Source organism: Rothia sp. CCM 9418 (assembly GCF_048512825.1).
Lineage (GTDB): Bacteria > Actinomycetota > Actinomycetes > Actinomycetales > Micrococcaceae > Rothia.
This window is the reverse complement of the sequence record NZ_JBLXXX010000002.1, coordinates 350,934-369,750: the sequence shown is the minus strand read 5'-3', so window position 1 is coordinate 369,750 and position 18,817 is coordinate 350,934. Positions and strand designations below refer to the sequence as shown.

General features: G+C 47.1%; 20 protein-coding genes. 11 read left to right on the top strand and 9 right to left on the bottom strand.

Features of this window, described 5'->3' with window-relative positions:
• Nucleotides 1–19 precede the first annotated feature (19 nt).
• The 5 genes from ACN083_RS04390 (at nucleotide 20) to ACN083_RS04370 (ending at nucleotide 4,676) form a co-directional block, all read left to right on the top strand.
• Entirely contained in the window at nucleotides 20–937 is a 918-nt protein-coding gene (locus ACN083_RS04390) for a PIG-L family deacetylase (protein ID WP_419101601.1), read from the top strand.
• A complete protein-coding gene (locus tag ACN083_RS04385; RefSeq protein ID WP_419101600.1) occupies nucleotides 934–1,380 on the top strand; it encodes a hypothetical protein in 447 nt (148 codons plus the stop codon). Before ACN083_RS04390 ends, ACN083_RS04385 begins: the two co-directional genes overlap by 4 nt.
• Nucleotides 1,381–1,569: 189 nt before the next feature.
• On the top strand, nucleotides 1,570–1,893 hold the full coding sequence (gene fdxA, locus ACN083_RS04380; RefSeq protein WP_419101599.1) for a ferredoxin: 324 nt from the start codon (nucleotides 1,570–1,572) through the stop codon (nucleotides 1,891–1,893).
• 165 nt (nucleotides 1,894–2,058) lie between these two features.
• Nucleotides 2,059–3,189, top strand: coding sequence for a succinyldiaminopimelate transaminase (gene dapC, locus ACN083_RS04375; protein ID WP_419101598.1), 1,131 nt, complete (start codon nucleotides 2,059–2,061; stop codon nucleotides 3,187–3,189).
• A 188-nt stretch (nucleotides 3,190–3,377) separates the two neighbouring features.
• Nucleotides 3,378–4,676, top strand: coding sequence for a citrate synthase (locus tag ACN083_RS04370; RefSeq protein ID WP_419101597.1), 1,299 nt, complete (start codon nucleotides 3,378–3,380; stop codon nucleotides 4,674–4,676).
• Nucleotides 4,677–4,795: 119 nt separating this feature from the next.
• Here the strand turns inward: ACN083_RS04370 and galE are convergent, their stop codons facing one another.
• Entirely contained in the window at nucleotides 4,796–5,809 is a 1,014-nt protein-coding gene (gene galE, locus ACN083_RS04365) for a UDP-glucose 4-epimerase GalE (RefSeq protein ID WP_419101596.1), read from the bottom strand.
• Between the two features lie 211 nt (nucleotides 5,810–6,020).
• Nucleotides 6,021–6,974: a 2,3,4,5-tetrahydropyridine-2,6-dicarboxylate N-succinyltransferase gene (dapD, locus tag ACN083_RS04360; protein WP_419101595.1), complete on the bottom strand. Its 954-nt coding sequence runs from the start codon at nucleotides 6,972–6,974 to the stop codon at nucleotides 6,021–6,023.
• Nucleotides 6,975–7,082: 108 nt separating this feature from the next.
• Here dapD and dapE point away from each other — a divergent pair, with 108 nt between their 5' ends.
• Nucleotides 7,083–8,216, top strand: coding sequence for a succinyl-diaminopimelate desuccinylase (gene dapE, locus ACN083_RS04355; protein WP_419101594.1), 1,134 nt, complete (start codon nucleotides 7,083–7,085; stop codon nucleotides 8,214–8,216).
• A 94-nt stretch (nucleotides 8,217–8,310) separates the two neighbouring features.
• Here dapE and ACN083_RS04350 read toward each other — a convergent pair whose 3' ends face one another.
• From ACN083_RS04350 to ACN083_RS04335, 4 genes are read right to left on the bottom strand one after another with little or no spacing between them, the layout of a single operon-like run.
• A complete protein-coding gene (locus ACN083_RS04350; protein ID WP_419101593.1) occupies nucleotides 8,311–9,225 on the bottom strand; it encodes an amino acid ABC transporter permease in 915 nt (304 codons plus the stop codon).
• Nucleotides 9,222–9,905 carry an amino acid ABC transporter permease gene (locus ACN083_RS04345; RefSeq protein WP_419101592.1) on the bottom strand — a complete coding sequence of 228 codons (684 nt, stop codon included), beginning with the start codon at nucleotides 9,903–9,905 and terminating at the stop codon, nucleotides 9,222–9,224. The genes ACN083_RS04350 and ACN083_RS04345 overlap by 4 nt, the downstream gene beginning before the upstream one ends.
• A 30-nt stretch (nucleotides 9,906–9,935) precedes the next feature.
• Nucleotides 9,936–10,781, bottom strand: coding sequence for a glutamate ABC transporter substrate-binding protein (locus ACN083_RS04340; protein ID WP_419101591.1), 846 nt, complete (start codon nucleotides 10,779–10,781; stop codon nucleotides 9,936–9,938).
• 12 nt (nucleotides 10,782–10,793) lie between these two features.
• The gene (locus ACN083_RS04335) at nucleotides 10,794–11,534 is read right to left on the bottom strand and encodes an amino acid ABC transporter ATP-binding protein (RefSeq protein ID WP_419101590.1); all 741 of its coding nucleotides are present in this window, start codon (nucleotides 11,532–11,534) and stop codon (nucleotides 10,794–10,796) included.
• 313 nt (nucleotides 11,535–11,847) lie between these two features.
• Between ACN083_RS04335 and ACN083_RS04330 the strand changes: the two genes are divergently transcribed.
• The 4 genes from ACN083_RS04330 (at nucleotide 11,848) to ACN083_RS04315 (ending at nucleotide 14,485) form a co-directional block, all read left to right on the top strand.
• On the top strand, nucleotides 11,848–12,165 hold the full coding sequence (locus ACN083_RS04330; RefSeq protein ID WP_419101589.1) for a hypothetical protein: 318 nt from the start codon (nucleotides 11,848–11,850) through the stop codon (nucleotides 12,163–12,165).
• A 79-nt stretch (nucleotides 12,166–12,244) separates the two neighbouring features.
• Complete coding sequence (locus ACN083_RS04325; RefSeq protein ID WP_419101588.1) at nucleotides 12,245–13,585, top strand: hypothetical protein; 1,341 nt, start codon at nucleotides 12,245–12,247, stop codon at nucleotides 13,583–13,585.
• 133 nt (nucleotides 13,586–13,718) lie between these two features.
• Nucleotides 13,719–13,898, top strand: coding sequence for a DUF3117 domain-containing protein (locus ACN083_RS04320; protein WP_419101587.1), 180 nt, complete (start codon nucleotides 13,719–13,721; stop codon nucleotides 13,896–13,898).
• A gap of 215 nt (nucleotides 13,899–14,113) precedes the next feature.
• Entirely contained in the window at nucleotides 14,114–14,485 is a 372-nt protein-coding gene (locus tag ACN083_RS04315; RefSeq protein ID WP_419101586.1) for a Sec-independent protein translocase TatB, read from the top strand.
• A 100-nt stretch (nucleotides 14,486–14,585) separates the two neighbouring features.
• Here ACN083_RS04315 and ACN083_RS04310 read toward each other — a convergent pair whose 3' ends face one another.
• The 3 genes from ACN083_RS04310 to ACN083_RS04300 are packed head-to-tail and all read right to left on the bottom strand — an operon-like array spanning nucleotide 14,586 to nucleotide 17,730.
• Entirely contained in the window at nucleotides 14,586–15,728 is a 1,143-nt protein-coding gene (locus ACN083_RS04310) for an Mrp/NBP35 family ATP-binding protein (RefSeq protein WP_419101585.1), read from the bottom strand.
• Nucleotides 15,729–15,764: 36 nt separating this feature from the next.
• Nucleotides 15,765–16,418 carry a DUF1003 domain-containing protein gene (locus tag ACN083_RS04305; RefSeq protein ID WP_419101584.1) on the bottom strand — a complete coding sequence of 218 codons (654 nt, stop codon included), beginning with the start codon at nucleotides 16,416–16,418 and terminating at the stop codon, nucleotides 15,765–15,767.
• On the bottom strand, nucleotides 16,411–17,730 hold the full coding sequence (locus tag ACN083_RS04300; RefSeq protein WP_419101583.1) for a magnesium transporter MgtE N-terminal domain-containing protein: 1,320 nt from the start codon (nucleotides 17,728–17,730) through the stop codon (nucleotides 16,411–16,413). The genes ACN083_RS04305 and ACN083_RS04300 overlap by 8 nt, the downstream gene beginning before the upstream one ends.
• A 184-nt stretch (nucleotides 17,731–17,914) precedes the next feature.
• Between ACN083_RS04300 and ACN083_RS04295 the strand changes: the two genes are divergently transcribed.
• On the top strand, nucleotides 17,915–18,790 hold the full coding sequence (locus ACN083_RS04295) for a general stress protein (RefSeq protein WP_419101582.1): 876 nt from the start codon (nucleotides 17,915–17,917) through the stop codon (nucleotides 18,788–18,790).
• Nucleotides 18,791–18,817 lie beyond the last annotated feature (27 nt).

Sequence of the window (18,817 nt, the reverse complement as noted above, 5' to 3'; positions counted from 1 at the left end):
ATGTAGGAGGAATGAATAGATGCTCTCTCAGGAAAAAGAACCCACACCGTATTATCCAGAACAGGGACACAATATCTGTGAAGACGCCGTGTATTCTCTGCTGCCTGAGGGTTTGGAACCTTGCGATGCGCGTGTTCTTTTCGTTCATGCTCACCCTGATGATGAATCTACCTCTACTGGTGCAACAATGGGGCTTTTGGCAGATTCTGGTGCTCAAGTAGATTTAGTGACGATGACGCGTGGTGAGCTGGGTGAAGTGATTCCGTGCGAACTTAAACATCTTGAAATTGGACAGCCACAGTGCACTGATGGTGGTCAGGCTCTGGGAGAGTATCGTTCTGGTGAATTGAGTGAGGCAATACAGTCTCTGGGTGTTCATGAGCACCTTTTTCTAGGTGAAGGTGTTTCTGCGGGGAAGGAGACGCCAGCAATTTTTTATGATTCTGGGATGGTATGGGGTGCTGATGGGCGTCCTGAAGCAAATCCGCAGGCTTCCCAAGAGTGCTTGACGAGAACTTCTTTAGATATTCAAGTTCAGGCTCTGATGCGTGTGATTAAACATTATCGTCCGCATGTTGTGGTGACGTATGATGCGGGGGGAGGATATGGTCACCCTGATCATGTGAGAACTCATGAAGTGAGCTTAGAAGCGGTCAAGAATTTAGGGGGCACGGCCGATGCTCCTTGTCTCTTGTGGGGTTTAGAAGGAGACTATTCTTCTGAAGACAATCGAGTTCAGGCTGTGATTGATGGCTCTGTCGCTCGTAAACGTGAGGCTATGGCAGCTCATCGTACTCAGGTGATTATTGCTAGTGAAGATAGCTATCAATTCTCGAATTTGGTGGTTCAAAAAATATCTGCTCGAGAAACATATCGTCTGATATGGTCTGCTCCAACAGCAACAGTGGTTTCCGCATCACAGGAGAAGAAAAGATGAAACAATCTAAGATTCCGTCGGGTTCGTCCTCGTATGAGGGTGAGTTTGCCCAAGATGCTGATTTGTATCCGACAACGTTGAACTCTGTGGTTATAGCAGTTTCTTTGGGCATTATCACTGGGTTTATAGGGACGATGTATCATGCCTCAATTTGGTATGCCTCAACTGGTTCATGGTTTGTGCCGTGGGGGAGTTGTTTGGCTATTGTGATGGTATTTTGTGCAAGCCTGTGGAGCGCTTTGCGTTCTGGAACCTCTTGGGGCGGGGTACTGGTTGGTATTGTGGCTTTTGTTCTTATCGGATTGTTTGGGTTTGGTAAAGAAGGCTCATTATTAGTGTTGTTGAATCCTCAAATTCCAGTGGGAATTGCCGGCGTGGTGTGGGCTTTTGGTGCTTTGGGCGCGGCCCTTATCGCTCAACGTATAGCTCATTCTCTGTCATAATTTTTCCAGCTAAAACTAAGCTAAGGCTAAGCTAAGTTATTTGATAAAGAAAATAACTTCAGGGTAAAAACTGTGTCAGTTCCACCACTAAAGTCTTCAGTTTCGACTCAATCGGACTACCATAGGTAGAGGTTTTGCACTACAAAGTGCGTCTAAGAATCCGCCGTACCGGCTCAGAAAGGCTATTGCATGACTTACGTTATCGCCCAGCCTTGCGTCGATGTTAAAGATCGCGCATGTGTTGAAGAGTGCCCCGTGGACTGCATCTACGAGGGCGAACGCACACTATACATTCACCCAGACGAATGTGTAGACTGTGGCGCGTGTGAGCCCGTATGCCCCGTAGAAGCAATCTACTACGAAGACGACGTTCCCGAAGAATGGTCAGAATATACCGCTGCTAACGCAGACTTCTTCGACGAACTTGGCTCTCCCGGTGGAGCTGCACGTTTAGGCCCAACAGGCAGCGACGTCGCGTGGATTGCCGGACTACCGCCACAAAACCAAGACTAAACATATTTTTGATGAAGAACTTCTATGTGCCACCTCATAGCGCATAGAAGTTCTTTTTTGCCTAAAAAATTTCTTGATGTGAAATATCTTTTCGGCAGGGCACCTATACAACGATAAGATATGAGAACATCTCATTTACCGACCTAACTATTGAGGAAAACGTTCATGCCTACATTCGGTCTTAACCTGCCAGAGTACCCTTGGGAACAACTCGCACCCTACCGAGAAATTGCAGAACAATATCAAGGTCCTCTGGTCAACCTCTCCATCGGTACACCCATCGACAGCACACCCTCTATTGTTCGAGACGCCTTGGTGAACACGTCGGACGCGCACGGATACCCCACCACACACGGTACCTTACAACTTCGAGAATCTATTGCCTGCTGGTACGAACGCCGTCGTTCAGTAACAGGGCTGAACCCCCAACAAATTATGCCAACAGTAGGCTCAAAAGAATTGATTGCGTGGCTACCTTTCCTCTTAGGGCTAGGGGCTCACGATGTCGTTGTGCGCCCGCGCATCGCGTACCCAACCTACGACATCGGGGCACAACTAGCAGGAGCCCAACACATTGCGGCAGACAGCCTAGAAGAACTCGACGAAGATACGCGCTCACGTGTCAAACTCATCTGGGTCAACTCTCCTTCAAACCCTACCGGTGCAGTAACCTCTCTCGAACAGATGCGAGCGCTGGTCGAACAGGCGCGCGATCTCGGGGCAATCGTAGCTTCCGACGAATGCTATGCCGAACTTGGTTGGGGACAGTGGGATGCTCAACGAGGAGGAACTGCTGTTCCTTCTCTACTTGATTCGTATGTTACGCAAGGTCGTTTTGATCATCTACTGAGCGTATATTCTTTATCTAAACAATCTAATATGGCTGGTTATCGAGCCGCTTTTGTTGCAGGCGATGAGCAGCTCATTCTCAATCTCGTTAACTCTCGTAAACATGCCGGAATGATTGTTCCTGCGCCCGTGCAATCTGCAATGATTGCAGCACTGGATGATGACCAGCACGTGCAAGCGCAAAAAGATGTATACCGTGCTCGTCGTGAGAGGCTTTTGCCCGCTGTTCAAAACTTCGGTATTCAAGTCGAAGAATCTGAAGCAGGGCTCTACCTGTGGGGTAGTGCCGGCGAAGATACGTGGAGTACCGTTGAGCGTTTTGCTCGTTTGGGTATTTTGGTTGGGCCAGGCGTGTTTTATGGTTCTGAAGGGGAAGGATACGTGCGTATCGCTCTCACCGGAAGCGATGAAGACATTGACCGTGCAGTAGAGCGGTTGCGCCGATAAATGTCAATTTGACTAGAAAAATACGCAACAAGCCCACATGGATGTGACTTATAACATTCTTACCTGTAGGGTGTAATAGAGATTACTTTAGTGTTCTCGGTAGAAAAAGCCACCACCATGGCATACATAGCGTCCCACACAAATAGCTACTACCGAGACACCACATTTCTCGATACACGGAGGAAAGAATGTCTGAAAATAATACCGCTGTGTTGCATTATCACGACACCGCACAAGAACTAAGCTACGTCACTCCCACCGAAGGCAACGGCGCATTTAACATCGCGGGTTTGATGAAAAATACCGGACAGGTTGCCTACGACCCCGGATTCATGAACACCGCAACTACCAAATCTGCCATCACCTACATCGACGGTGACGCCGGCATTTTACGATACCGCGGATACCCCATCGAAGAACTCGCCGAAAACGCCAGCTTTCTAGAAGTCGCCTACCTTCTCATCTACGGTGAACTACCCACCGTCAAAGAATACGAAGACTTCGACACCATGGTTCGCCGCCATACGATGGTGCACGAAGACTTCAAAATGTTCTACGCCGGATTCCCCCGCGACGCACACCCCATGGCCGTCTTAGCGTCCTCCGTCTCAACCATGTCCACCTTCTACGCAGACTCTCTAGACCCCTTCGATAAACGTCAAGTAGAAATATCAACATTCAGACTTCTCTCTAAAGTCCCAACACTTGCAGCGTACGCCTATAAAAAATCTAAAGGCGAACCCTTCATGTACCCACAAAACAACCTCAACTACGCTGAGAACTTCTTAAGGATGTGCTTCGGATTCCCCACCGAAGAATATGAAGTAGACCCCGTCAAAGCTAAAGCCCTAGACACCTTGCTCTTATTGCACGCAGATCACGAACAAAACTGTTCAACATCTACCGTACGCATGGTCGGATCAGCACAAGCCAATATTTTCGCCTCCATCTCAGCGGGCATCAACGCCCTCCACGGGCCACTGCACGGAGGCGCAAACGAAGCCGTATTGAACATGCTACGTAGCATCCAATCAGAAGGTATCAGCCCCGAAGCCTTCATGGAAAAAGTCAAACGTAAAGAAGACGGCGTACGACTAATGGGATTTGGGCATCGCGTATACAAAAATTACGACCCGCGCGCTCGCATCATCAAAAAAACTGCTGACGAAGTGCTCAACAAACTAGGCGGTAACGACGAACTCCTCGACATCGCCCGAAAACTAGAAGAAAAAGCGCTAGCCGACGATTACTTTATCGAACGGAAACTCTACCCCAACGTAGACTTCTACACCGGACTTATCTATAAAGCAATGGGATTCCCCGAAGAAATGTTTACCGTTCTCTTCGCCCTTGGCCGTATGCCAGGCTGGATTGCTCAATGGCGTGAACTTATTCACGACCCCGAAATTAGAATCGGGCGCCCACGTCAAGTGTACGTTGGAGAACCTTTACGACATTACCCCGGAAGTCAAGAGAACCACTCCTAAACGGGCCTAACCGTTCCGTATTCGTATCAAGAAATCAAAGGTTGGGGGTCGATAGCGTCAACGCTATCGACCCCCAACCTTTTAACGGAAGCAGATATAACAGGTCTTATAATCTCGTATTATTGCCCATAACCTTGAGGATTATTCTTCTGCCAGTTCCAGTGGTCACGTACCATCGTGTCAATATCATGACGAGCAGACCAACCCAAATCAGCAAGAGCAGACGATGGATCAGCAAAAGACACTGCCACATCGCCCGGACGACGTGCAACTATACGATAGGGGAGCTCCTTGCCACACGCTTTCTCAAAGGCGTGAAGAACTTCAAGTACCGAATAACCATTACCAGTGCCTAAATTCCAGGTGCGTACCCCGCCATGAGTAGTGATGTAGTCAAGAGCCTTCAAATGGCCGTCAGCCAAATCAACAACGTGGATATAGTCCCGAACGCCAGTACCATCGACGGTGGGATAATCATTGCCGAAAATACTTAAGAATTCACGACGGCCCACCGCAACTTGCGCAATAAACGGCACCAGATTATTCGGGATACCGGAAGGGTCCTCACCGATTCTGCCAGACTCATGTGCACCGACAGGATTAAAATAGCGCAAAAGAGCAATATTCCAAGACTCATCAGAAGCACCTAAATCACGGAGCATATCTTCAATATGTTCTTTAGTGCGACCATAACAAGACTGGGCGTCCATATTAATTTTTTCGGTTAGAGGCATCTCTTCAGGTTCACCGTACACCGTAGCAGAAGAAGAAAAGACGATAGAACGGCAACCAGATTCTTCCATTGCGTAGAGAAGATTCAGAGTACCTGCCACATTCGTTTGGTAATACCACAACGGTTTCTCAGCAGACTCACCTACAGCTTTAAGACCTGCAAAATGAATGACAGCTTCAGGTTTCTGCTCTAAAAAGAGCTTCCGCATCGCCGGCATATCAAGAAGATCAACTTGATGGAATGCAACCTCTTTGCCGCTGAGCTCACTGACTCTACGTAAAGACTCCTCAGAAGAGTTAGCGAGGTTATCCATCACAACAACCTCATGACCAGCATTTAGCAACTCTAAAACAGTGTGTGAGCCAATGTATCCGGCACCACCAGTAACTAGAATTTTCATTTTTCTCCCTCAATAATAGTCTTCAACAACAGTCAACGAATCCGATCAAGACCAAACTCTTCTTTTAACTCTACTGTTTCTCTGCAATTTTATTCTCAGAAACTCTAGAAGACTTTGTACTACATCTGTAGCCACAACAAAGGACGAAACACCCCAAGCACCACCTAAGGCGTAGTATCAGATAAATACTACGCCTTAGATTAGCTAATGATTAGTTTGAATGTAAGTCCGCATTGAGCTGAACCGTATTATTCGCACGAGGTAATACCTCAATCGCACCAGAAACTGAATTTCGGCGGAAGAGGATATTCGACACTCCCGATAATTCGGCAGCCTTCACCGTCACAGGATCTTGACCAGGCTGTAATAAGGTCACTCGAGAACCAGCTGTTACATATAAACCAGCTTCAACGACACAATCATCGCCAAGAGCGATACCAACACCTGCCTCAGCACCAAGCAAAGAACGCTCACCAATGCTGACACGTTCGGTGCCACCACCAGAGAGAGTACCCATCGTAGAAGCACCCCCGCCGATGTCAGAACCATCACCAACAACAACACCTTGAGAGATGCGCCCCTCAACCATAGAAACACCTAACGTACCAGCATTGAAGTTGACGAATCCTTCGTGCATCACCGTAGTACCTGCAGATAGATGAGCGCCAAGACGTACCCTATCTGCATCACCAATACGTACACCGGCCGGAACAACGTAATCAATCATGCGGGGGAACTTATCCACGTGAGAAATTATAAGATGTCCACGAGCACGAAGACCAATCTGAAGGTCTTGGAGTTCGCTGGCAAGAACCGGACCAAAATTTGTCCAAGCAACATTAGCTAACTGCCCAAATAGACCATCAAGATTAATGTTATTAGGGGCTACCAGCGTATGCGATAGCAAATGTAACCGAAGATAAGCGTCAGAAGCATCAGCCGGTGGCTGATCTATATCGATACGCACAGAAACAATTTCGGTGCGCACATTACGAGACTCATCAGAGCCAACTAACGGTTCTAATTCTGAACGAAGGTCAACAGGAGTATCTCCCAACGTTGGACGAGGGAACCACGTATCAAGAACAGTTCCAGCATTGTCGCCACGAAGAACAACTGTTGCAATACCGATTCCAGAAGCTAAACGTACATTATTATCACTCATACCCTCTAGTGTAGTTTGTTCTTGCTGTGCGTTAAAGCCAGTATCACCGACTGAGAAAAGCTCACAGAGAATCACCTCAAAGATACGCAACTGAGTAAGATAAAACCTATGAGTGAAGATTATCGAACAGAACATACCCCACAGCCCACTACCCTAAATCTCTCCGGCGACGTAGCAGAGCTATGCGCTCAGATAATCGATATTTTCTCAGTCTCCGGCCACGAAACTGAACTTGCCGATGCCGTTGAAGCGTCCTTAAACTCACGAGAATATTTGTCTGTTACTCGCGACGGAGATTCCATCATCGCCAGAACTGAATGGGGAAAGAAACAGCGAGTTATTCTTGCCGGTCACCTTGATACTGTTCCACTACCTCACCACCCCGAATCCAAAGGAACTGTGCCCTCCCAATGGTGTGAAGAGAACGGGGCGAAGAAACTTTATGGACGTGGCGCTACCGACATGAAATCAGGTGTTGCCGTACAACTGGCTTTAGCGGCAACCCTACAACACGCCCAATACGATATCACCTATGTTTTTTACGATCACGAAGAAGTTGCCAGTGAACTATCCGGTTTAGCACGATTAATGCGGCATCATCCTCATCTTCTCAACGACGCAGATTTCGCAGTTCTTCTTGAACCTACCCACGGAACCATTGAAGGTGGCTGTAACGGAACCATGCGTTTTTGGGTTCATTGTCAAGGTATCGCCGCACATTCTGGACGGTCATGGGTCGGAAAAAACGCAATTCATGCAATGAATGATGTGCTGAATCGCCTTTGCTCTTACGAAGCTCAAACCTATGAGGTTGAAGGCCTTGCCTACCGAGAAGGGCTAAATGCTGTTCAAATTTCTGGGGGAGTAGCAGGCAACGTTATTCCTGACAAATGTTCAGTACACATCAATTATCGTTTCTCACCAAAACACACTCTTGAAGAAGCTACCGCTCATATGCGCCAGGTCTTTGCCGGATACGAACTTGACTTTGTTGACCAATCTGCAGCTGCCCGCCCAGGACTTGACGCTCCTCTGGCGCAAGAACTGATAACTGCCGTCGGAGAAGAACCAAAACCTAAATACGGTTGGACCGATGTTGCACGTTTTTCTCAGATGGGTATTCCTGCGGTGAACTTTGGGCCCGGTGATGCCTTACTTGCTCATACTGATGATGAACATGTTGACGTTGAAGAAATCTATCATTGCTTTACGAGCCTCAAAGAGTGGCTATCACAGAAATAGCTTCTTCTATTTGGACATAGAAAAAGCTTTGGTGTTGTCGACGAAGTTATCGTCGACAACACCAAAGCTTTATGCATAAGAAGCTAAAAAACTTCTAGGCTTTAGGCATCTTAAACATCTGAATTGTGTCGGGGTTCGGATTATCAACCTCACCTGGAACACCATCAGATTTCTTAATACCTGAGGACGAACGTGAGCTCAAGAAACCAGATAGCCAGCTTGCGAACATCGTCAAAGCAAAATTGATGATGATAAAGAGTACGGCTGCTAGGAGTAGGCTCTGAAGAATATTGCCTTCACCCGAACCAAATCGACGTGCTGCGGCAAGAAGCTCTGGGTAAGAGATGATATAACCTAACGCAGTATCTTTGAGAATGACCACAAACTGTGAAAGCAAGGAAGGCATCATCGTGAGCATCGCCTGAGGCATCAAAATATTGCGAAGAACCTGACCAGGAGTCAAGCCAATTGCTACGCCGGCTTCTCCTTGGCCTTTAGGGAGCTGTTTGACGCCTGAACGAAGTAATTCAGCGATGACTGAACCGTTATACAGTGTCAATCCGAGAACTACCGCAATAAAAGGAAGCTCTGAGGGAGAGAACACGGAGAAACGTCCCAAGAAGAGCCAGAAGAAAATCATCATGATGAGTACGGGAACTGCCCGGAAGAACTCAACAACTACTGTGCCGATAGCGCGTACAAAAGCGTTTTGAGCCAGACGCATATACCCAAAAATCATCCCAAAAATCACTGAGGTAATCACAGCGATAAAGGCCGCTTTAAAGGTTGAGATAATGCCGGGGATAAAATATGATTCCCACGCACGGTAGGTGAAAAGTTCTGTCCACTTTTCGGCTTCAAGCTGCCCTTGACGGTTCATGACCATAAGAACATAACCGAAGAACGCAAGCAACGCGATAATCGCAATGATATTGAAAGCTCGTGTGAGCGCTCGACCGCGAGGGCCTGGAGTATCAAAGAGGACCGAAGTCGTTTGTTGAGTTTTCATCGTTTCACCGCCAATTTACGTGAGGACCATGTGGTCAATAAACCGATGGGAACAACGATGATGACGAATCCTGCTGCAAAGACCATGAAAATCACAAAAATCATGTCTGAGTTGAATTCAATCATGGATTTCATCATGCCCGATGCCTCTGCTACTGAAGCAACTGTTGCCACTGTAGAGTTCTTTGCAAGTGCAATCAACGTGTTGCCCAAAGGAGTGATGGAACCGCGTAACGCCTGAGGGAAAATGATATGACGAGCAGCGGGGAAGAATCCTAACCCAATGGCTCGTGCCGCTTCTGCCTGTCCGATAGGAACGGTATTGACGCCAGAACGAATTGCTTCACACACAAAAGCCGCATGGTATAGCGCCAAGACAATTACTGCGTAGAGGAAGAAGTTCATCTGAAAATCTGAAACCAGCTGTAGCTGGAACTGTGTCCACACGCCCAAAATAGCGAGGGTCATCAGAATAGTCAACGGCGTATTTCTGAAGATATGAACATACGCTGTTCCTGCTAGTTGGAGTGAAGGTACCGGCGAAATTCTCATGAGAGCGAGAATGGAGCCGATAACAAATGATCCAATAGCTGCCCAAAAAGTGAGCTGTATATTAACCCAAAACGCACCAAGCACATCATAGGTGCTAAAGAGCGTGGAGAGCTGTTCGCTAAAAGTCACGTTAGTCTCCGTAAATCTAAGAATGAATGGTTAGGATGTGGCGCATGATGTGCCAAGGTGAGGAGGATTAAGCTCCTTGTTATAGACGAAACCTGAGTCACCGACATTCTTGGCCAGTGCCTTTTCCCATTCGCCAGTTTCTACCATTTTGTTAATAGCTTTATTAATAGCTTCGCACTTATCGCTACCTTTAGGCAGACCAACTCCATAACGTTCGTCGGTGAAAGTGTTGCCGACGAGTTTGAGATGTCCTTTATTTGCTTTAGTGGAGCCGAGTCCAGCAAGAATGATGTCATCGGTGGTTACCGCATCAACCATTCCTGCGTTGAGTGCCACAACGCAGTCTGAGTAGGAGCCTTGCTGAACAAGCTGAACACTTGAAGCAAATTTATCTTGAATTTTCTTTGCTGAGGTTGAACCCGTGACAGAGCAGAGGTTTTTTCCGTTGAGGGAATCTGGACCTTTAATATCGTTGTTATCTGCTTGAACAAGAAGATCTTGACCTGCAACAAAGTAGGGGCCTGCAAAGTCGATAGTTTTAAGACGAGATTTTGAGATGGAGTAGGTTGCAAAAATCATGTCTACCTGACCGTTCGTCAGCATGTTTTCACGGTTTGCTGAGGGCGACTCAACCCACTCGATACGGTCTTCTGGGTAACCGAGTTCTTGCGCTACGTAGCGGGCTACATCGGTATCGAAGCCGGTGTAGTTTTTGCCATCTTGGTAGCCTAGTCCAGGCTGGTCGTATTTGATGCCGATGCGTAGCTTATCGCCTTCTGATGAGTTTGCTGCACATCCAGAAAGAACGAGAGTAGCACTTGCTATAAGCGCAAGAGTCTTCACAACGTTACTTTTGAGGCGGTGAATGACGCTCATACTACCTCCTAATTAGTGGTTGAGAATTTTGGAAAGGAAATCTTTTGCACGCTCAGACTTGGGGTTGGTGAAGAACTCGTCTGGGGTTGCTTGCTCGAGGATTTCTCCATCTGCAAGGAAGACGATGCGGTCTGCTGCTTTACGTGCAAATCCCATTTCGTGAGTTACAACAATCATGGTCATACCTTCACGTGCAAGGGATACCATGGTGTCGAGAACTTCGTTAACCATTTCTGGGTCGAGTGCACTAGTTGGTTCGTCAAAGAGCATCACCTTAGGTTGCATTGCTAGAGCACGGGCGATGGCGACACGCTGCTGTTGCCCGCCAGAGAGCTGAGCTGGAATCTTATGAGCTTGGGACTCAACACCCACTTTGGTGAGTAATTCCATGGCTAATTTATCTGCATCTGCTTTGCTCATGCCACGGACTTTACGTGGACCAAGAGTGACGTTTTCGAGGATTGTTTTGTGCGCAAAAAGGTTAAAGGATTGGAAGACCATTCCTACTTCTGCACGTAGCTTTGCGAGTTCTTTGCCTTCTTCGGGAAGGAGCTTTCCGTCGATACGAATTTCACCGGAATCGATAGTTTCAAGACGGTTGATGGTACGGCATAGCGTAGATTTACCAGAACCAGAGGGTCCTAGCAGAATAATGACCTCTCCTTTGCCCACCTCAAGATTGATATTTTTGAGAACGTGCAAATCGCCATAGTGCTTATTGACCGATGTGAGCTGAACAAGCGAATCGTTCACTAGGTTCCTCCTGACGAAAGTAGATATGTCTGCAGAGAAAAGTCCCTATGCGATAAAGAGGGAATAGTCGTTGAGAATGCAGACACCTGAAATATACAGTTCTACCGTACACGGGCTTATGTAACTTGCATGTTACAGATGACGTTTATCGGTTACGGCAGAGTTTTATTAAGCCAAAAATCGTGAGACTGAAAACAGCCACGGAATACAAGCTTAGAGCGGTCTGTCTCATCATGAGAAGCGCGCTTAAGATAGCTTAGAGTAAAACACATAAATTTTTTTCTCAATGGGGGAGAAAAACGAGAGGAAAAAGATGAATTATCTTCTAGTCGGCGTCACTTTTCTTGTTCTTGCTGTGACAATGATGGGCGTTGCCGTATTAGGTAGTGACCGGCTCTATCCTTTTCGTAAAGCCTTGATTCATATGGGAGAAGACGGAATCGATTTGCCACAGAAAGTCTCTTCGTCAGCTTCTGAATCTTCAAAAAACTTTGCCGAATATCAAGAGTTCTCTCGTGAAGAATTAATCACCGCACTTATTAAAACAGAACATGATAATCTCGCATTGCGAGACGCCTTAGAGAAGTCGCGAGACGCTATAGAGAAGATAGAGACCTCCTCCACACAATAGCTGAGCATTATATGCTACGAAATCTTCACGACTAAAATACTGCAACATTATGCACGAAAGATAAAAGCCCTCACCTGTTATGCAACAGCTCATTCATCGAATCAACACGTATGCACAAACCTTTAGTGCACATCTTTATCTTCTATGGTGCAGAGTCTTCGCTTTCTGGCAACAAACCCACTGGAGTATTCAAGTCCTGAGCATCTTTGCCCTCAGCAGAATATGGGGTTGGGTAATTTTTAGCGTTATTGGTGCTCAAGATCAATACACTCCATGGAAAACGGGGCCCATGTCCTATGCTGAGTTCATCAGTATTTGGGATTCTGGATGGTACGAAAAAATAGCCCTCGACGGGTACCCTCATACACTACCCACGAATAGCGAAGGCACGGTGACCCAAAATACTTGGGCGTTCTATCCGCTCTACCCGATGAGCGTAAAATTCATCCAAGAACTTACTGGTAGCGCATACTATCCAGCAGCTATAGCACTGGCTACCGTATCGGGATTTATTGCCTCCCTTGTGGTGTATCTCCTCTTTAACCGTTCTATCAGCTGGTGCAGACAGCACCGCCTACACCTGAATAACGGTTCTAATCCTGCTGTAGAGTCTCCACACCATTTAGCGTTATGGGCTACCGCTGCTTTTGCGTGGGCGCCAGTAGCACCTGTCCTTCAAGTGCCTTATGCTGAAGCGCTAAATATGGTGTTTCTTGGGTTGACTCTCTACCTCATAATGACCCAACGATGGGCACTAGGGGCAATAGCTGGAATCCTCGCCGCTTTTTCTCGCCCAGTAGGGGTACCATTAGGGGCTTTAGCGGGAATCTGGTGGCTTCTCTGCATGTACCGTAGCTACCACCAAACACCACAAACACGTTCCACCGTCAGTACGTTACGTGGAGTTCTTATAAAACATCTCGGACAAGGTGTTAGTGCAATCAGCATATGTGCGGCTGCTATCTCTTGGCCTCTTATCGCATGGGCTTATACCGGAAAAGTCGACGCATATACCGCAACAGAAACTGCATGGCGGCAGAGCCATCTTGTCCTATTTCAACCATGGATAGCTCAAAGCCAAGAATATTTTGGGCCAGCGGGTGTTCCTGTGCTCATCATGAGCATTCTCGGCTTTATTTTTCTGATGGCCTCGCGATGTGCTCGTCGTGTATTACACCCGGTGCTTAACCTCTGGTGTTATAGCTACCTGATATATCTTCTGCTGTTCTTATACCCACAAAGCTCCACATTCCGGCTTCTCTTGCCGTTATTCCCCGTACTTTTGGTCTTTATCGGGTTGAGCGGTTCACGAGCATATAGAGTTCTTTGGATCGTCGCTTCAGCTATCTTCCAAAGTGTGTGGGTTGGCTGGCTCTGGCATTGGAAAGAGCTACCTGGTGGGGGAGACTATCCACCTTAAAAGTTATGAACTCTGAGGAATACTACGATAACTGAGCAACATAACGAGACAATAAACCTCAGCTAGTTTATTATGGTTGCTGTCACATGAGTTTGAACCATGACCATGGGACTCATTATTAAGGAGTAAAAAGATGGCTGCCCAGAAACCACGCACCGGTGACGGACCTTTAGAGATTCTCAAAGAAAACCGGAGCATTATTGTTAAAATACCTCTTGAAGGAGGCGGTCGACTCGTGCTTGAAGTATCAGAACAAGAAATTGAAGACCTCAAGAACTGTCTCAAAGATTTTGACCAATCCAGCACTTCATAAAAGCACCATATAACGCTGTACTGCCGTGAAAACTTCTCCGGTTTTCACGGCAGTTTTGTTGCCTGAACACTTTTGACAAAAATAACAGCTCTTGAATTGTTATGCCTCACCGCGCTCAATAGCAGAGTGTATCGCTCATATTTTTCTGGGCAAAGATGATGAACTGTGCGACGCTTGACGGTTTTCTTCCGAATTAACTGGTAATCTTCCATATTGTGTTCGGTATTAACGGAATGGAATTTATCGTCCTTGTAATCCTGGTGTTCGTGGTCATCGGGCCAGAACGCATGCCTGAGTACGCCCAAAAACTCAAAGAAGGCGTTAAATGGGTTCGCGCCATGGCATTTGAGGCAAAAGACGACCTCAAAGAAGTCATGGGGGATAACCCGCTAGGCGACTTTGACTGGAAACAATATGATCCACGCCAATACGACCCGCGAACTATCGTGCGTGAAGCTCTCGCTGAAGACGATGAAGAACGCGCACGTCTGGCAGCAGAACGAGAAGCTGAGAACAAGCCACCAGCACAAAATACTCAGCGTTTACCTCAAGGCGCATACGCACCTTTCGATATTGAAGCTACTTAAACCGATACCTTTTCTCAATACTGTATTCGCTCTTATCCTCTAGCTAGGCAAAATCCATCATCATTGGCGAAAACCTTACTGCTCGTAGAGAAGAATCTCCTTAGACGTTGAACGGTAACGGTTTACCATTCAAATTCCGCGCACGATGCGATAGCTGACGAGCAATACGGTTAATAGACTGAGCTGTTTCTGAGCTTGTATCAGCCCAGACCAGAGGCACACCAGCGTCCCCTCCCGTCCGTAGAGAGACATCTAAAGGCACAGAACCAAGAAGCGGAACATCATACCCTAATGTCGCAGAAAGACGCTCAGAAAGCTTCACGCCGCCTCCTGCACCAAAAATATCAAGCATCGATCCATCCGGCATACGCATCGCTGCCATATTCTCGATAACACCAGCAACCTTCTGCTGAGTCTGCACACTCATCGTGCCAGCACGCTCTGCAACATCAACGGCAGCACTTTGCGGAGTAGAAATCAACACCAACTCTGCTGTCGGTAAAAGCTGAGCCATCGAAATAGCAATATCACCCGTACCCGGCGGTAAATCAAGAAGAAGAATATCAATAGCGCCAAAATGAACATCAGTCAAAAACTGCTCTAAAGCACGATGAAGCATCGGACCACGCCAGGCCACCGGCTTATTACCAGCAACAAACATTCCCATAGAAATGACTTTGACACAGCCAGAGCCATGCCCCGAAACATTCTCTGGAACAGAGAGCACCGGCGGAAGAATCATATCTTCAAAACGTGTCGGGGCTTGTTCAATGCCAAAAAGGCCGGGAATAGAGAAACCATAAACATCAGCATCAACCACACCCACAGATAGCCCATCAGCTGCAAAAGATGCCGCAAGATTAGCGGTCATCGACGATTTTCCCACACCGCCCTTACCTGAGACCACCGCATAGACACGAGTCAAAGAATCCTCAGCACTAAACGGATTCTTAGACTTATGCCCCAACGTACTCCGTAACTTTTGCCGTTGTTGAGGGTTCATATACCCAATATGAACCTGAACCTGCTGGACACCCTCGATACCAGATAACGCCTGCGTAATATCATGCTCAATCGTTGTCTTAAGTGGACACCCTTCAATCGTCAATAAAACGTGAATGTGAGCAACTCCCTGCTCAAAGTACGCCTTCTCGACCATCCCAAGCTCGGTAATTGGACGACGAAGTTCTGGGTCATGGACCGTGCACAACGCCTCGTATAGTGTTTCGTCGATAGAAGACATCAATATCCTTAGAAAAATACAGAAAACAACAGAAGACTACTCGCCATGTTCTTGCGAGAGCTCATCGACATCTTTGACTTTAATCTGAGACAAACGTCGTTTAGGAGTACTTATATCTTCCGTCACTATCTTCGTAGACTGTGTTTCAGGAGTATTCTCTAACCCCTGAGATTCTGAACGATCTAGAACCTGCTGTAATTTTTGAAGTTCTTCCATCACATCACGCAACTCACTACGTACATAATCACGTGTTGCCACCTCACGAAGAGCAATACGCAAAGAGGCAATTTCGCGAGTAAGGTACTGTGTTTCTTCAAGATTTTGCTGATCTCGCTGACGGTCTTGAGCAGCAATCACACGGTCACGGTCATCTTGACGGTTCTGCGCTAACAGAAGTAATGGAGCAGCATAAGAAGCCTGTAAAGATAACGCCAGCGTCAAAAGGGTAAAATTTAAGGCTCGAGGGTCAAACTGTAACTCATCTGGGGCTAGAGTATTCCACCCAAGCCAGAGCGTACAAAAAACGGTCATCCACAAAATAAATTGTGGGGTTCCCATAAAACGAGCAATAGCTTCGGTAGCACGCCCAAAACGGTCAGGATTCGGTTTCCCCCCGGTAGCGATACGATGACGAGCAGCTTGGGGAGTTGCTAGACGGTCATTATGACGTTCGCGGTTTTTCTCACTCAAAGCGGCGACCTACCTTTCGTATGGGTGTGCCATCATCGTATGTTCTCCAGTCCTCAGGTAAGAGCGCATCTAGAACGTCATCAATAGTCACCGCCCCAACAAGACGCTGTGACTCATTAACGACTGGCAAAATAGTCAAATCATAGGTTGCTAATACACGAGAGATTTCTTCAAGACTGGTCATATCTGAGACTGGCTCAATGGAAGAGTCTAAAAGATTGCCGACCTGTTCGCTGGGCGGGTACCTCAACAGCTGTTGCATATGCACCATACCCAAATATTTACCCGTGGGAGTCTCTAATGGAGGTCTTGCCACTAGTACTGCTGCCGCCATTGCCGGAGGAATCTCCTCTTGTCGGATATGCGCTAAAGCCTCAGCCACAGAAGCCTCAGGGGAGAGAATAATAGGCACCGGATTCATCAATGAACCGGCGGTTCCCTCTTCATACTCAAGTAGACGACGTACGTCTTCTGCTTCTTCTGGTTCCATTAGAACTAGTAGCTGTTCACGTTGAGCGTCAGATAGTTCATTGAGCAAGTCAGCTGCATCGTCTGGCTCCATCTCATCAAGAACTTGAGCCGCGCGCTCAACATCCAGATGCGAAAGAATCTCAACCTGATCATCTTCAGGTAACTCTTGTAAAACGTCAGCAAGGCGCTCATCATGTAGCTCATGGGCGACTTCAACCATACGTTTATCGTTCATCTCATGGATAGCGTCTGCCAAGTCTGCAGCATTAGCGTGCTCATGATTAGCAACGAATGTTGTCGCTGCTTGAGGTTCTAAATCAGTTGAAAGAATTGCCTCATCCCAATCAACAACAAGGGTAGCTTTTCGGCGACGTAGTAGCCCACCATTTTCTGGGATACGTGAGATAAACAGCTCTGAGATGAACCAATCACCATTACGTCGCTGTTCCATTGCAACGTCTTCAACCGTTGCTTCTCCAGAACCATCTGCCAAACGAACTTTACGGTCAAAAATTTCTGCAACCACAAGCGCTTCAGAACCGCGCTGTTCGAAACGTCGAAGGTTGACAAGCCCCGTACAAATAATCTGAGCAGAATCGATAGAGGTGATACGAGTCATCGGCACAAAAATACGTTTTTTGCCGAGTACTTCAATCACAATACCCACAACAATAGGTTCTTTACCACGTTGCGAGATATTTCCTGTGGCGACAGCTAAAGGCCCAAAACTTCGTTTGAGCACAACAACATCGCGTAGACGACCAAGACGGTCACCCATAGGGTCAAAAACGTCCATACCAAGTAGGCGGGCAATAAAAATTTTATTCGGTGTTGTACTCACCCTTAATAGACTACGCGTTCTCACCAATTTTTGAAGAGACCATAGCCTATCTGTGACAAGAAACGGATAATCTTTAGTTCAAAACACCTCTGAATACGACACAATGTAGGGAAAAATTTTCGCCACTTGCGATACTCGCCGTTTTTTCAGGAAATACTAAGGTGACTTCGCGAAAATATAGAGCATGGACGAACAAAACATATCAGCAATTCTCTCGAACACAGGTAACCTTCCCGAAGGAATCCCCGTTGGAGAATACAACAACCGACAACAACTCAACCAAGCACTCAACACCCTCAACAACGCCAACTTCCCGCTACGAACCTTATTCATTCAAGGAGAAAGCCTGAAACAAATCGAGTTTCTTGGTAACAAACTCTCTTATCCGAAAGTTGCTTTAGCTTCTGCCGCTCAAGGTGCTTTCTTCGGTGCCTTCATCGGTCTTGCTACCGCATTATTGAGTAACGGAAACTTCGCAGCTAACCTACTATCTTCCATCCCATTAGGTATCGCTGTATGGATGATTTTTGGTGTTCTGTCTTATTCTCGAAGCAATAAACAAGGAAACTTCCAAACCCGAGCACAATTAGTTCCTCAAAAATATATTCTGATGGCTCACCCCAGCACCGCAGGACAAGCTCAACATATCCTCGGAGGCACTCAACCTACGCCAATGGTGCCAGAAGGCCCCGTACCTTTTACCCCGCCCACACCACCACAGAGCTTTGACGGAAACACCCCTCCTCCACAAAAAACGGCTGAACCGATTCCTTCCCCCACCGTTAACAGCCCTCAAAAAGAATCTTCATCAAAATTTGGTTTGAGAATAGAAGACCCCGAGGAATACGCACAAACGATTCGGCAAAAACCACCAGCACCAGAACCTAACGAACGCATTGAACAAATTCGTTCCCAACAACGAACTGGACGCTACGGAATCCGCATCGAAAACCCCGAACAATTTCAAGAAGCAATCCGTCAGCCGGGGCAATCAACGCCACCTCAACCGCAACCTTCTAACACCAAACCTCACGACAACAGTGCTGGTACTCAAGAATAACTACCAGAATCATCTGAACTGGTGAGT